General features: G+C 62.0%; 15 protein-coding genes. 8 read left to right on the forward strand and 7 right to left on the reverse strand.

Features of this window, described 5'->3' with window-relative positions:
* Window positions 1-8 precede the first annotated feature (8 nt).
* The 3 genes from PEP31012_RS21915 to PEP31012_RS21925 all read right to left on the reverse strand — a co-directional run bounded on the left by PEP31012_RS21915 (window position 9) and on the right by PEP31012_RS21925 (window position 1,990).
* Window positions 9-638: an ABC transporter ATP-binding protein gene (locus PEP31012_RS21915; protein WP_150591376.1), complete on the reverse strand. Its 630-nt coding sequence runs from the start codon at window positions 636-638 to the stop codon at window positions 9-11.
* Between the two features lie 13 nt (window positions 639-651).
* Window positions 652-921, reverse strand: coding sequence for a metal/formaldehyde-sensitive transcriptional repressor (locus tag PEP31012_RS21920; RefSeq protein WP_150563929.1), 270 nt, complete (start codon window positions 919-921; stop codon window positions 652-654).
* A gap of 190 nt (window positions 922-1,111) precedes the next feature.
* Complete coding sequence (locus tag PEP31012_RS21925; protein ID WP_150591378.1) at window positions 1,112-1,990, reverse strand: LysR substrate-binding domain-containing protein; 879 nt, start codon at window positions 1,988-1,990, stop codon at window positions 1,112-1,114.
* Between the two features lie 187 nt (window positions 1,991-2,177).
* Between PEP31012_RS21925 and PEP31012_RS21930 the strand changes: the two genes are divergently transcribed.
* From PEP31012_RS21930 to metC, 7 genes are all read left to right on the forward strand, one after another.
* Window positions 2,178-3,002: a transporter substrate-binding domain-containing protein gene (locus PEP31012_RS21930; RefSeq protein ID WP_150591379.1), complete on the forward strand. Its 825-nt coding sequence runs from the start codon at window positions 2,178-2,180 to the stop codon at window positions 3,000-3,002.
* Window positions 3,003-3,017: 15 nt separating this feature from the next.
* Window positions 3,018-3,710 carry an amino acid ABC transporter permease gene (locus tag PEP31012_RS21935; protein WP_150591380.1) on the forward strand — a complete coding sequence of 231 codons (693 nt, stop codon included), beginning with the start codon at window positions 3,018-3,020 and terminating at the stop codon, window positions 3,708-3,710.
* A gap of 4 nt (window positions 3,711-3,714) precedes the next feature.
* Window positions 3,715-4,407 (forward strand): amino acid ABC transporter permease, encoded by a 693-nt coding sequence (locus tag PEP31012_RS21940; protein ID WP_150591381.1) that lies wholly within the window; start codon window positions 3,715-3,717, stop codon window positions 4,405-4,407.
* Between the two features lie 29 nt (window positions 4,408-4,436).
* The gene (locus tag PEP31012_RS21945) at window positions 4,437-5,210 is read left to right on the forward strand and encodes an amino acid ABC transporter ATP-binding protein (protein ID WP_281355544.1); all 774 of its coding nucleotides are present in this window, start codon (window positions 4,437-4,439) and stop codon (window positions 5,208-5,210) included.
* 117 nt (window positions 5,211-5,327) lie between these two features.
* Window positions 5,328-5,924 carry a cysteine dioxygenase family protein gene (locus PEP31012_RS21950; RefSeq protein ID WP_150591382.1) on the forward strand — a complete coding sequence of 199 codons (597 nt, stop codon included), beginning with the start codon at window positions 5,328-5,330 and terminating at the stop codon, window positions 5,922-5,924.
* Window positions 5,925-6,080: 156 nt separating this feature from the next.
* Complete coding sequence (locus PEP31012_RS21955; protein WP_150591383.1) at window positions 6,081-7,682, forward strand: rhodanese-like domain-containing protein; 1,602 nt, start codon at window positions 6,081-6,083, stop codon at window positions 7,680-7,682.
* A gap of 103 nt (window positions 7,683-7,785) precedes the next feature.
* Window positions 7,786-8,976: a cystathionine beta-lyase gene (gene metC / locus PEP31012_RS21960; RefSeq protein ID WP_150591384.1), complete on the forward strand. Its 1,191-nt coding sequence runs from the start codon at window positions 7,786-7,788 to the stop codon at window positions 8,974-8,976.
* A 202-nt stretch (window positions 8,977-9,178) separates the two neighbouring features.
* Here the strand turns inward: metC and blaPNC are convergent, their stop codons facing one another.
* Entirely contained in the window at window positions 9,179-10,405 is a 1,227-nt protein-coding gene (blaPNC, locus tag PEP31012_RS21965) for a PNC family class C beta-lactamase (RefSeq protein WP_150591385.1), read from the reverse strand.
* A 170-nt stretch (window positions 10,406-10,575) separates the two neighbouring features.
* On the opposite strand from blaPNC, the gene PEP31012_RS23770 reads away from it, so the two are divergent.
* Window positions 10,576-10,728 carry a hypothetical protein gene (locus PEP31012_RS23770; protein ID WP_174978358.1) on the forward strand — a complete coding sequence of 51 codons (153 nt, stop codon included), beginning with the start codon at window positions 10,576-10,578 and terminating at the stop codon, window positions 10,726-10,728.
* Window positions 10,729-10,774: 46 nt separating this feature from the next.
* Here the strand turns inward: PEP31012_RS23770 and PEP31012_RS21970 are convergent, their stop codons facing one another.
* The 3 genes from PEP31012_RS21970 to PEP31012_RS23775 all read right to left on the reverse strand — a co-directional run.
* The gene (locus tag PEP31012_RS21970; protein ID WP_150591386.1) at window positions 10,775-11,275 is read right to left on the reverse strand and encodes a hypothetical protein; all 501 of its coding nucleotides are present in this window, start codon (window positions 11,273-11,275) and stop codon (window positions 10,775-10,777) included.
* Between the two features lie 90 nt (window positions 11,276-11,365).
* Complete coding sequence (locus tag PEP31012_RS21975; RefSeq protein ID WP_150591387.1) at window positions 11,366-11,629, reverse strand: hypothetical protein; 264 nt, start codon at window positions 11,627-11,629, stop codon at window positions 11,366-11,368.
* A partial coding sequence (locus PEP31012_RS23775; RefSeq protein WP_174978359.1) for a hemolysin occupies window positions 11,626-12,684 on the reverse strand: 1,059 nt, incomplete at its 5' end. The genes PEP31012_RS23775 and PEP31012_RS21975, both read right to left, overlap by 4 nt.

Raw genomic sequence — 12,684 nt, forward strand, 5'->3', positions numbered from 1 at the left:
CCGGGAAATCAGAGGGCGCTGGCGCGCGCGAGATCGGGGAAGCCGAGCGTTGTCGCGTGGCAACCGTCCGCCAGCGCGTCGTCGTGGGTCGAGAAGAAGACGCAGCCGTTCTGGCCGAGGGCCGTGAACAAGTCGATCAACACGGCGCGGGAGGCGGCATCGAGACCGCCGCTGGGCTCGTCCGCGAGAATCACGCGCGGCGTGCCAAACCGAGTGGCGGTCAAATAGAATTTGCGACGCGTGCCGAGCGACATCTGATCGAAGCGCTTTTCCATATGCGGCATCAGGCCGAATCGCTCGGCCAGATCGAGCACGCCGGCATTCACGAGCGTTTGCGTTTCGGCGGCGCGCTGCTCGAGAAAGCCTCGCCCGGTTTGCGACGGCTCGCCGAGGCAGTCGAACGGCACCACGGCGAGCGAAGCCTTGGCCTTGGCAGGGGCGTCGTGCATGGCGTGTCCGTCGATCCAGACCTGACCGTCGTCCGGCACGACCGTGCCCGCGAGCATGCCGAGGAGCGTGGTCTTGCCGCCGCCGCCTTCGTCGCGCAGGGCGAAGCAGCCGCGCTCGGCGCGGAAGGTGAGGTGCTCGAAAAGGGTGAAAGTACCAAAGCGTCTGGCGAGATTCTCGAAACGAAGCATGGGCGCGAGTCGGCTACTTCAGATAGGCTTTGATGACGTGCAGCACCGGTGCCAGCTCGGCCTCGCGATGCGCCTGTTCGGATTCGTTGACGAGGTGATCGACGAGATGCCCTTCGATGACCGCGCCCATCAGGCCGTTGACCGCCCCGCGAATGGCCGCGATTTGCTGGAGGATCTCGATGCAGTCGCCCTCTTCGCTCAACTGACGCTCCAGCGCCTGCGCCTGCCCTTGAATGCGACGCACGCGTGCCAACAACTTGTGCTTTTCCCGAATCGTGTGCACGGTCTGTCGCGCTCCTGTCTGTGTCGATCGAATGGCCGAAAATGTTAGCACGCACATACTCGGGGGCAGTATATCGCCAATTCGATTGCCCATTCGTCGCGGGCTGCGTTACGCCATGCAGGCACACGGCGTGCGCCTGTCCTGACGGTCTCGCGTCAGCCGGTCACTGCGTTGGATGGCGGGCGGCCGATTACTCGCCGATCAGAAACGGCGGGCCGAAGCGCGTAGCGATGTGCTCGGTCGACTCGAACAATTCGCGCAACACCTGACTCGTGCACGTCGGCTGCACGTAAAGATAGAAGGCCACGTCGGGCAAGCGCGGCAGACCGTCGGCTTCGGAGAGTACCCGCATGTTCGCATCGAGAAGCTCGGTGGTGCGGGCCGTGACGCCAAGGCCCGCGCTGATCGCTGCCCGGATGCCGGTCAACGTCGGCGAGATGAAGCTTGTGCGCCAGGCGATGCCCGCCGCGTTGAGCCGCTCGATGGACAAGCGGCGAAACAGGCTCAGGTCATCGGCCATCACCAGCGGCACGGGCGCGGACGAATTGAAGATGAAGTCGTCGGCGCAGATCCACACCATCGGCGACGTGCGCAGCTTGATGCCGGGGAAGGCTTCGTCGTAGCGCGTCGAGATTGCCAGATCCAGTTCCTTGTCGCGCAGGGCATCCATCAAATGCGGGCTGCGTCCCACGATGATCTCCAACTGCAATTCCGCCGAGAGCTTCGATAGCCGTCGCAACATGCTCGGCAGAATCGAGTCGGCCACGTCGTGCGGCGATCCGATGCGCAGCTTTTCCACCGGCCCGCGCGTTTGCATGACCTGCACGGCCTGGTCGTTGAGCGCCAGAATCTTGTTCGCATACGCCACGAGCCGCACGCCATCGGCGGTCATCGTCTTCTGCCGCCCCTGCTTTTCGAACAGCGCGCACCCCATCTCCTGTTCGAGCCGCTGCATTTGCTGGGTAATGGCAGACTGCGTGCGTCCCACGCGCGTGGCAGCGGCCGCAAACGTCTCGTGCTGCGCAATCGCCACGAAGGTGCGCAACAGATCGATATCCAGATTTCGCATGACGGCTCCGTGCCAATACTTCAGGCGCGCTAATGTTTCTGGGATAAAAATTAAATTGTTCTTGGGAATTTTGGTCGATAACCTGCCTGACACTCAAGCAATATTTATGTAATCGGGGGAAGCCGGCGTTGACCGACCCCCTGATCATCGATTCGCCCTTCGGCCGAACTCAAGGAGACTCAGGATCATGTGGCAACGACACTTTGCAGCCGCGCTGTTCGCAACGCTCACCATGACGGGCATCGCGCACGCCGACCAACTGGCTGACATCAAGGCGCGCGGCACGCTCGTTTGCGGCACGCAGAACGCCAGCGAGCCGTACGCCTTCCCCGACGCTGCCACGCGCAAGATCGTCGGTTTCGACGTCGACGTGTGCAATGCAATCGCGAAGGGCTTGGGCGTGAAGCTTGAACACCGCGCGCTGTCGACCGACGCCCGCATCCCCGAACTCAAGACGCATCGCGTCGACGTACTGGCCGCCGCCGTCGCCTGGATGCCGGCCCGCGCCGCCCAGGTCGACTTCAGCGACCAATACTTCGTCGCGCCGATTCGCGTGCTGGTACGCGCCGACTCGCCGGTGCAGACGCTCGATCAGCTCGCCGGCAAGAAGATCGCCGCATCCGAGGGGTCCAGCTCGGCTGCTGTGTCGGTCACGCGTCTGCCCGATTCGAACCTGCTCACGTTCCACGACATTTCGTCGGCCTTCCTCGCGCTGCAACAGGGCAAGGTCGAGGGGCTGGTGGCGGGCCAACTGATTCTGGCACGCTTCGCCAACGAAGCGGCCGCCAAGGGCGGGCAGCAGTATCGACTGCTCACCAAGCCGGTCTTCGAAGAGCGTTGGGGCGTGGTGACGAACAAGAACGAGCCCGCCTTGCTCGCCGCCGTGAACAAGATCCTGGTCGACTACGACAAGTCGAATGGCCTGCAGAACAGCTTCGACAAGTGGCTCGGTGCCAAGTCGGTCTACAAGTTCACGCGCGACTATAAGGTCGAGCCGATCAAGGTGCAGTAAGCGAGACGCGGCGTCATGTTCGATCTTTCGTTTCTGCTCGACGACGGCTATCTGAAGCTGTTTCGCGACGGGGTGCTGACCACGCTTCAGTTGTTCGTGGTCTCGGGGCTGCTGGCCATCGTGGTGGGTGTAGTGCTCACCACGTTGCGCGCCCTGCCGGTCAAGCTCTTCAAAGGCTTCGTGATCGTGGTGGTGGAGTATCACCGCAACGTGCCGGTGCTGGTGCAGATTCTCGTGTGGTACTTCGGCGTGCCGCAACTGCTGCCAGAAGGCCTGCGCGACTGGATCAACGCTGGCAACACCGAGTTCGTTTTCGCCACGATTGCGCTGGCGCTCAATGCCGGCGCGTTCATCTCCGAAGACTTGCGCTCGGGGCTGCGCGCGATTCCGCATACGCAACAGGAAGCTGCGTGGTCGATCGGTCTTACGTATTTGCAGTCGTTCCGTTACGTCGTATTGCCGCAGGGCATTCGCGTGGCGACGCCCGCGTTGCTCAACCAGGCGCTGCTGCTCTTCAAGAACAGCTCTCTGGCGATGGCCATCGGCGTGCATGAACTGCTGTATCGCACGCGTCAGATCGATAACCTGACCTTCCGCACGTTCGACGTGTTTCTGGTGGCGACCCTCCTGTATCTGGTCGGCACGCTGGCTTTGATGGCGCTCTCCGAGCACGTCGCCAAACGCCGTACGGCGCCTTCGGGAGTCTGAGACGATGTACGAGATCCTGCATGACTATCTCGCGCTGTTCCTCGTCGGGAGCTGGCCCAACGGCCCGCTCGGCGGCGTGGCGATCACGCTCATTCTCTCGGCGCTCGGGCTGGTGATGTCATTCCCGATCGCGGTGGCGATCGGCATGGCGCAAGTCTCGCCGCTGCGCTGGCTGCGACGTGCGGCCGGTGTCTGGACGCGCCTGGTGCGCGGCATTCCGCTGCTGATGATCATCTTCTGGGCGTATTTCGCCGTGCCGCTGCTCGTGGGCGCCGAGGTGTCGGCATTCACCACCGCCGTGTGCGCGATCATCGTCTACGAGAGCGCCTTCCTGTCGCAGATCGTGCGCGCCGGTCTCGAAGGCCTGCCGCGCGGCCAGATGGAAGCGGCGCGCTCGAACGGGTTGTCGTGGCTGCAAAGCATGCGTTACGTGCAGTTGCCGCAGGCGCTCGCGAACATGCTGCCGTCGATCGTCAACCAGTTCGTGTCGATCATCAAGGCGACATCGCTCGCCTATGTGATCGGGGTGCCCGAGCTGACGTACTCGGCCGCGCAGGTCAATACGATCGTGCTGACCAAGCCGCTGCAGACGTTCCTCGTGCTCGCAGCTTTCTATTTCGTGTTGTGTTTCGCCATTTCGCGCTTCGCTGGCTGGCTCGAGCGTCGTATCGCCCGTCAGCGCGCGGGATTGGCGTAAGTGCAGGATTCAAGAAGGAGAACGCGATCATGACCATGCTCGCATTCGAGAATGTCGATAAGTATTACGGCGATCATCACGTCCTCAAGGGGATCGACGCCACCATCGGGCGCGGCGAAGTCGTGGTCGTGTGCGGTCCGTCGGGCTCCGGCAAGTCGACGTTGATTCGTACCGTCACGCGGCTCGAAGCCATCCAGAAGGGCCGCATCCTTTTCGAAGGCAGGGATGTCACCGCGCGCGACGTCAAGCTCAACCAGTTGCGCGCGCGCATCGGCTTCGTGTTCCAGAGCTTCAATCTGTTTCAGAATCTCTCGGTGCGCCAGAACCTGATGCTCGGGCCGACGAAGGTGCTCGGCATGTCGCGCGACGAAGCCACGGCCCAGGCCGAGACGCTGCTCGCCAAGGTCGGCCTCGCCCACAAGATCGACGCCATGCCGGCGAACCTCTCGGGCGGTCAGCAGCAACGGGTGGCCATTGCCCGCGCGCTCGCCATGAAACCGCCGCTCATGCTGTTTGACGAGCCGACGAGCGCCCTCGATCCCGAGATGGTGCAGGAGGTTCTGCAGGTCATGCGCTCGCTGGCAGATGACGGACTTACGATGATGATCGTCACCCACGAGATGGGCTTCGCGCGCGACGTGTCGAGCCGCGTCTGGTTCATGGACCAGGGGCAGTTGCTCGAAGACGCGCCGCCGGCGGAATTTTTCAGCCAGCCGAAGCACGCGCGTGCGCAGCGGTTCCTGCAGGATGTGCTGCGTCCGTCGCCGATGATCGGCGTGCCGCGCGACGCCGTGCCCGCCTAACGCTGACCCGATGCCGACCCGATAAGCACGACGCGTAAAACACCTACACACCGGAACACGCGAGCGCCCCGCAGCCGGGGCTCGTCGCAGAACAAAATCCTACGGAGAAGACTTCACATGTCCACGCCCAACCTTGCCGAACAACGTCAGATCGCCGTCGGCGACGCCATCGCTGCCATGAAGGCGTCGCTGGCCCCTGAGGGCGAGACGCGCCCCGCGCTGGCCGCCGTACTCGATCAGGTTAAATCACTTGCCGCGCGCACCGCGCTGTGGAACGAGGCCGACTTCCCGCCGCCGGCCGACGGCGAACTGCAAGCACGTTACCTGATTCACGAAGACGCGGACAAGACCTATGCGCTTTACTTGAACGTCATGCGCCCGGGCAAGAAGATCACGCCGCACAACCATACGACGTGGGCGTGCATCGCGGCGGTCGAAGGCGTCGAATACAACTACGTCTACCGTCGCACCGACGACGGCAAGACGCCAGGCGTCGGCACGCTGGAAGTGAGCGACACCGTCGTGGTCGATCCGGGCCACGGCATTGCCCTGGCGTCGGACGACATCCATGCCGTCGAGATCCAGGGCGACGCACCGATTCGCCACCTGCACATGTACGGCCGTGCGCTGGAGACGCTGACCGAGCGCATCACGTTCGATCTTGCCAAGGGCACGTATCAAGTGATGGATATCGGCGTGAAGACCCGCCGCTAAAGCTACCGTGACCGCCGGCGAAACCCGGCGGCGAACTCCCTGACGGCGCGAGCGTTCCTCGCGCCCCATTTCACATCGCCCCGCCGGGCGGTGCGGGCCCGTTCATCCCTACGCTTTGGGCATGACCGGGCGAAACCTGACAACCGACGCAACGCTATGACCTCGTTTACTCCTCACTTCGTGCCGCCCGCCCGCCTCAAGGAATGGTTGCACGACGGCGCCGAGATCGCCGTGTTCGACGTGCGCGAGCATGGCGAGTACGGCGAAGCGCATCTCTTCTATGGCGTAACACTGCCATACAGCCGTCTCGAACTCGACATCGTGCGGCTTGCGCCGCGCCGCGATGCCCGCGTGGTGCTCTACGACACCGACGCGAGTGTCGCCGTGCAGGGGGCGCAGCGCTTGGCCGCGCTCGGATATTCTGACGTGTACGTGCTCGAAGGCGGTACCAACGCTTGGCAACAAGCGGGCTTTCGTCTGTTCGCCGGCGTGAACGTTCCGTCGAAGACCTTCGGTGAGTTGGTGGAGATGGCGTATCACACGCCTCGCGTGACGGCGCGCGAGCTGGCCGCCATGCGCGAGCGCGGCGACGATGTGGTGATTCTCGACGGGCGGCCCGTGAGCGAATACCTGAAGATGACGATCCCGTCGTCGATTTGCTGCCCTAACGGCGAACTCGGCTATCGCATTCGCGAGCTGGTGCCGAACACCACGACGCCTATCGTCGTGAACTGCGCCGGCCGCACGCGCAGCATCATCGGCGCGCAGACGCTCATCAACCTTGGCATTCCCAATCCGGTGATGGCGCTGGAGAACGGCACGCAGGGCTGGTATCTGGAAGATTTGCCGCTGGAGCATGGCAGCACGCGCCGCTATCCGGACGCGGTCGCGCCGTCGAGCCTCGCGCAGATGCGTGAAGCGAGCGGTGCGTTGGCCGAGCGCTTCTCGGTGCCCGAGGTGGATGCCGCCACGTTTGCGCAATGGACCACGGACACGTCGCGCACGCTGTTCCTGTGTGACGTGCGCACGCCGGAAGAATTCGCCGCCGGGTCGCTGCCCGGTGCGCAGCACACGCCGGGCGGCCAGTTGATTCAGGCGACGGATCAATACGTGGGCGTGCGTCACGCGCGAGTGGTGCTGTTCGACGACGACGGCGTGCGTGCGCCGATCGTCGCGAGCTGGCTGCGTCAGTTGGGGCACGACGCCTATGTGTTGCGCGGTGGACTCGCCAGCGGCGCGTCGCTGCCGGGCTGCGCGCCGGCCGTGGATACGACGCTGGCCGAGATCGATGTCGCGACGCTTGCCGCGGCACTGGCCGACGAGCGTGTCACGGTCGTCGATCTGCGACCGAGCATGAGCTATCGTCGTGAGCATGTACCCGGTGCGCAGTGGGCGATTCGCCCTCGACTGCCGAACCTGCCGGCGTCCCGCGACATCGTCCTCATCGCGGACGAGCGAGGTATCGCGGAGCTGTTCGCGGCCGACTGGCGGCGTGCGCATGCCAACGACGCGCGCACGGTCTCGCTGCTTGCGGGCGGCTTCAAGGCTTGGGCCGCGGCCGGCCAGCCGGTGCAGAGCACGCCCGAACTGCCGGCAGACGCCGAATGCATCGACTACCTGTTCTTCGTGCACGATCGTCACGACGGCAACAAGGCGGCGGCGCGCCAATATCTGGCGTGGGAGACGGGTTTGCTGGCCCAGCTTGATGACCGCGAGCGCGGTGCGTTCCGTATCGGTGAGCCTGCCGCCGCGAAGTAAGTGCAGTCGCTGGCGTGCGCGAGCGTTGCGCACGCCATGCGTTATCTTCTGACTCGTTCGAATCGTTTGAATCGTTCGAAACCTTATCCCCCAACGTCCGATCATGTCCCGACAATCGACCCCCAAACGTCTCGCTACCCGTCTGGTCAAGGGCGGCACGCACACCGCCGTGGTTGGCGGCCGCGCCGTCAATCCGCCGGTCGTGCGCGCGTCCACCGTGCTGTTCGATACGATGGACGACATGAACGACGCGCGCCGCCGTCGCGGCACCGAGCGCATGTTCACCTACGGGGCGCGCGGCAATCCGACGGGCTTCGCGCTGGAGGATGTTGTCGCCGAGCTGGAGGGCGGCTATCGCACGCGTCTGTTCCCGACGGGGCTGGCGGCGATTTCGATGGTGTTTCTGGCTTACGTGCGTCCGGGCGACCATGTGCTGATCTCGGACTGCGTGTATCAGCCGCTGCGTCACTTCGTGGAGACGTTTCTCAAGCCGTGGGGTGTGCACGTCACCTACTTCCGCGCCGATGGCAGCGACGCGGCCGAGCACATGACGGCCCGTACGAAGATGATTTACGTGGAGACGCCGGGCTCACTCGTCTATGAGATGTGCGACATCCCGGCGCTGGCCGACCTGGCGCATCGTCATGGGGCGCTGCTCGTGGCGGACAACACGTGGGGTTCGGGCGTGCAGTGCCGTCCGCTCATGTTGGGGGCTGACGTCTCGGTGATGGCGGCGACGAAGTATCTGAGTGGGCACTCCGACGTCATGATGGGAACGGCGACCACGACGCAGGAGGTCTGGCAGAGGCTCTCCACGATGGCGGATGCGCAGGGTGTGGCCGTGAGTCCGGACGACGCGTATCTGGTGCTGCGCGGCACGCGCACGCTGGGGGCGCGCTTGCAGATGCATGAGCGTCATGCGCTGGACGTTGCGCATTGGCTCGGCAGTCTGCCGGACGTGGCGCGCGTGTTCTGCCCGGCGCTGCCGACGCATCCGGGGCATGCGCTGTGGCAACGGGATTGTGTGGGTACGAACGGCCTGATTTCGTTCGAGTTCGCCGATGCCACGACGGCACAAGCGGACCGCTTCGTCGATGCGCTCGAGCTGTTTGGCATCGGCGCGTCGTGGGGCGGTTTTGAGAGTCTGGCGACGGTGTCGAACGTGGCCGGCACGCGCACGTGCGAGGACTGGACGTCTGCCGGCCCGATCGTGCGTCTGCATATCGGTCTGGAAGACCCGCAGGATCTGATCGAGGATATGGCGGCGGCGCTAGAGCAGGTGTTCGGGCGGTGAGGTGGTCGGCGGTAAGGCGTTGAGGCGTCCAGACCTTGAGTTGTCGAGGTGTCGGGCAGTTAAGGCGCCAGGGCATTCAGGCGGTCGGGCGTATGGGTGATTGCGTGATGTCGCTTTACGGCGCTAAAGCCTCGGGGGCTTCAGCGCCGTGCCGGAATCACGACCACGGCGCGGGCGAGGCCGCCTGCAGTCGCGCACGTCGTCACTTCCCCGCGGATGAGGCGTGTGCACCCCCGTCGAGGGTGGTCAGGATGTCGTGCGCCGCGCGGATGCGCTCGTCCATCGCGTAGTTCTTGTTCGCGAGCAGTACGATGCCCATCTGTTTCGACGGGACGAAGGCGACATAAGCGCCGAACCCATTCGTCGAGCCCGTCTTGTTAATCCAGGCGACGGGCGTGGGGGCCATCGGCGGCGCGAGTTCACGAACGGCGGTCGGCTCGTAAGCCATTCGGGCCGAGTTGCCGTCAAGCAGTGCATCGACGCTGACCGGATACGGGTACTGCTCCCAAATCAGGTCCTGTGTGATCGGCTTGTCGAAGAAATAGCCGGTGTGGGTCGCGTTGATCGCTCGGCGCAGCCGGTCGTCCTGCACTGGCTGTCCGAGGTTGGCGCGAACGAACCGCAGCAGGTCGCTCGCCGTTGTCTTCACGCCATAAGCCTCTTCATCGAACACGCCCGGCGAGACGCGAATCGGCTTGCCATCCTTCCCATATCCCCACGCGTAGTTGGCTTGCTGATCTTTCGGAACGCGGAAGTAGGTGTGCTTCATGTCGAGCGGCTTGAAGACTTGCTCGGTCACGAGTGTTGCGAAGTCGCCGTGCATGGCGCGTGCGGTGATCCAGCCGAGGGCACCGATGCTCACGTTCGAATAGGTGCGCACCGTGCCGGTGGGTTTCGCCGGTTTCCATGACTTGAGGTATTGCAGGATGTCGTGGGTGCTCTGGACGTTTTCCGGCACTTGAAGCGGCATGCCGCCGGTCGTGTGCGTGCCGAGATTGACGAGTTTCACGTCGCCGAAGGGTGTGCCTGCAAGTTCGGGGACAAAGCGGCTGGTCTTGTCGGTGAGCGAGAGGGCACCGACACCTTGCGCATAGGCGGCTAGCGTCGCGGTGAATGTCTTGCTGACTGAACCCAGTTCGAAAAGCGTGTCTGAAGTGACGGGTGTGTTGGCCTTCTTGTCTGCCACGCCGTAATTGAAGACGTAGGCATGCCCGTCGAAGACGATGCCGACGGCCATGCCGGGAATGTCCTGTCGGGCCATCAACGGCGTGATGGTCTTGTCGACGAGCGATTTGATTTCGTCTTGCCGAGGATTGGTTTGGACCTGGGCTTGCGGCTCTGCGGCGTAACTGCGCGTGCTGAACGTCATCCAGGTAATGGCGGCGGTCGCCGCAAGCGCGGCGAAAACGGTGAGGTAGGGCTTTGTCATCTAGGGTCGTCTCCGTATGGGCGGGCGCTTGGGACGTATGAGGCGCAAAGGTACAGCAGGCCAGTTGAGCCTCATGCGTCCCAACCGCGGTAATTCATGCCCGGAAGCGTAATCGCAAATCGGCAAGCATTCGCGGCACGACGACGTAACGGACGTAACCGATGTAATGGATGCAACCAAACTGGGGCAAGGGGCTCGCCCCGCTGGGCGAACGCGGGTGGGGCGTCGGCCAGAAAATCGCTTTTTTGACGTCAAGCGCTATTCCGATCGGCGCTGTCAGCAACGTTGACGAGATAGGCGCGGAAGATGAAAACCCCAACTGAGGCATTCGCGTTATGCCGCTTAACCTGAGCGGGTGCCGCTGGGTCATTACTTCAACGTGTCGCCCTCCATCTTTTTGACCAGGTATGAATGAACTCTTCCACCTTTTCGGCCGAGATCAAGGAGGTAGTCGCCTGGTCTCACCATCATTGGAGGTTTTTTGGAGAGCGACAATCCGTCGTCGATCGTGCGCGAGTACTTTGTCAACGTAAAGTCGACAAAATTGAACACGTCAGACGCTTCCTCGCAAAATATTGTCTTCTCGATGCCCCGATCCCAGCCACTGCATTCCTTCCCAGTGACTAGAAAATTATCTCCTCCGTTCTGGTGGGCAATGACGATCAGATTATTGTCTCGGAGTTTCACCGTGATCGAGGTGACCTTGTAATCATCTTTGCGGCTATCTATGACCGAATACTCACCGATCAAAGCTGCCGCGGCTCGCGAGAAATCTTCCCGCTGTTGCGCGATGGGCCTTTCATCGACCGGTGCCGAAGAGCACGCAGTCAGGATGATCGGAAGCATTGACAGGAATACAAGCTTGCGCATTTTTACGAGTCCGTGTAGTGGAGTGATTCGACATTTCCGCATGATGAAGTCACTCCTGTGCTATTTATCCGATGCCGAACAAGAAGCCAATCAGAATTTATCCTTTTCATCCTCTGCTGGATGGTAAGTTTTTCGGGCTTTCGTATAGCTGGAATCGAAAGGTCGGATATTCAAAATATGCGCACGACTGCTTAATCCGCCAATTGTCATGAGTAAAAATCCAAATAATGCTAAAATTGCGCTAAATATTGAAGGTTTGGCGTATTTGAAAGTAAAATAAGATATGGTTATCCCTGTGATAATTAATGCCGTGCACGTCCGACCGGTCAGATTTCCGTTTTCGATAATTTTCATTTGTCTTCGGGTTGATGATTTATTCTGGTCCAAGATGAATTAATGAAATCTTGGATCGATTTTGAATAAATGCTGTTATTGAACGTATTTGATGCCTCATTAATTGCTGGGGATGCAATCGGATATTTCCTGGAAATCTGATCCGAAATAATTGCGCTGCCACTGTTCGCCAAATACCGCCCGACATCAGGCTTCGCGATTTGCACCACCGCATCCGCGACCAGACCCGTCGCCGCCGCGATAAGGGCAGCTGTCGCCAGCTCGGGCGCGTAGGGCGATGGTATGGAAGCTCCGGCCGATGTGAGTGCCCCAAGACGTCCCGCTGTTGTGGAGACTCCCTGCGCCGCATTTACCACCGTGTCTCGAATGTCTGTGGCGACCGGGTTGGGTATATATCTAACGGCACTTGGGATCTGCCCCGGAGTTGCCGAGTCGTAGTTCGCCATGATGAACGCCTGCAACGCCTGATTTACCTCGGGTAGCGACTGAACGATTAATGGTTTGCCGCTTGCGCTTGTTACTCCCGTGTCGACCCACCGCGCGCTTTGATCGGTTGGAGTACTTCCGTTCAACTCTTCGACTACACCAGGCGGCACGGACGCGCCGTCTGCATACGAGACTCCCATGAGTCGTAGTTGATCTTCCACTTGCCCTTGCGTGTACTGGCCGTTGCTTTTGTCTGCAATATATCCGGCGAGCTTTCGATCTTCCGAGCCCAACTGCCGATTAAACCGATCAGTATTGAACCCAGTAAACGCCCCCGAAGTCCTGCCCGCCACCGCGCCTACCGCAGTACCTACGCCCGTAGCCACAATCTGGCCTAATGCTTGATCGATATCTGCGTTGCCTGTGGGACTGGCATTCTTGATTTCATTACTCAGCTCATTCAACGCCCCGCCAAGCTTTGACGTCAGCCCCGCACCAAACGCACCACCCAGCGCATTGCCCCCTCCGAGACCCGCCACGATCGCCCCGCCTGCCGCGTGCATCGTTGCTCGATAGTCGCCGCCTTCGGACCAGTCTTTCGCTTCCTGTAAGTACTGAGCCTTCAACGC

The sequence above is a fragment of the Pandoraea eparura genome (assembly GCF_902459725.1).
In the GTDB taxonomy this organism is placed as follows: domain Bacteria; phylum Pseudomonadota; class Gammaproteobacteria; order Burkholderiales; family Burkholderiaceae; genus Pandoraea; species Pandoraea eparura.

Excerpts from the sequence above, each read along its gene's own strand:
- metC (WP_150591384.1), top strand. The coding sequence starts at position 7,786 with ATGTCCCGACAATCGACCCCCAAACGTCTCGCTACCCGTCTGGTCAAG.
- PEP31012_RS21930 (WP_150591379.1), top strand. The coding sequence starts at position 2,178 with ATGTGGCAACGACACTTTGCAGCCGCGCTGTTCGCAACGCTCACCATG.
- PEP31012_RS21945 (WP_281355544.1), top strand. The coding sequence starts at position 4,437 with ATGACCATGCTCGCATTCGAGAATGTCGATAAGTATTACGGCGATCAT.
- blaPNC (WP_150591385.1), bottom strand. The coding sequence starts at position 10,405 with ATGACAAAGCCCTACCTCACCGTTTTCGCCGCGCTTGCGGCGACCGCC.
- PEP31012_RS21950 (WP_150591382.1), top strand. The coding sequence starts at position 5,328 with ATGTCCACGCCCAACCTTGCCGAACAACGTCAGATCGCCGTCGGCGAC.
- PEP31012_RS21970 (WP_150591386.1), bottom strand. The coding sequence starts at position 11,275 with ATGCGCAAGCTTGTATTCCTGTCAATGCTTCCGATCATCCTGACTGCG.
- PEP31012_RS21915 (WP_150591376.1), bottom strand. The coding sequence starts at position 638 with ATGCTTCGTTTCGAGAATCTCGCCAGACGCTTTGGTACTTTCACCCTT.
- PEP31012_RS21975 (WP_150591387.1), bottom strand. The coding sequence starts at position 11,629 with ATGAAAATTATCGAAAACGGAAATCTGACCGGTCGGACGTGCACGGCA.
- PEP31012_RS21955 (WP_150591383.1), top strand. The coding sequence starts at position 6,081 with ATGACCTCGTTTACTCCTCACTTCGTGCCGCCCGCCCGCCTCAAGGAA.
- PEP31012_RS21925 (WP_150591378.1), bottom strand. The coding sequence starts at position 1,990 with ATGCGAAATCTGGATATCGATCTGTTGCGCACCTTCGTGGCGATTGCG.
- PEP31012_RS21940 (WP_150591381.1), top strand. The coding sequence starts at position 3,715 with ATGTACGAGATCCTGCATGACTATCTCGCGCTGTTCCTCGTCGGGAGC.
- PEP31012_RS21935 (WP_150591380.1), top strand. The coding sequence starts at position 3,018 with ATGTTCGATCTTTCGTTTCTGCTCGACGACGGCTATCTGAAGCTGTTT.
- PEP31012_RS23770 (WP_174978358.1), top strand. The coding sequence starts at position 10,576 with ATGCAACCAAACTGGGGCAAGGGGCTCGCCCCGCTGGGCGAACGCGGG.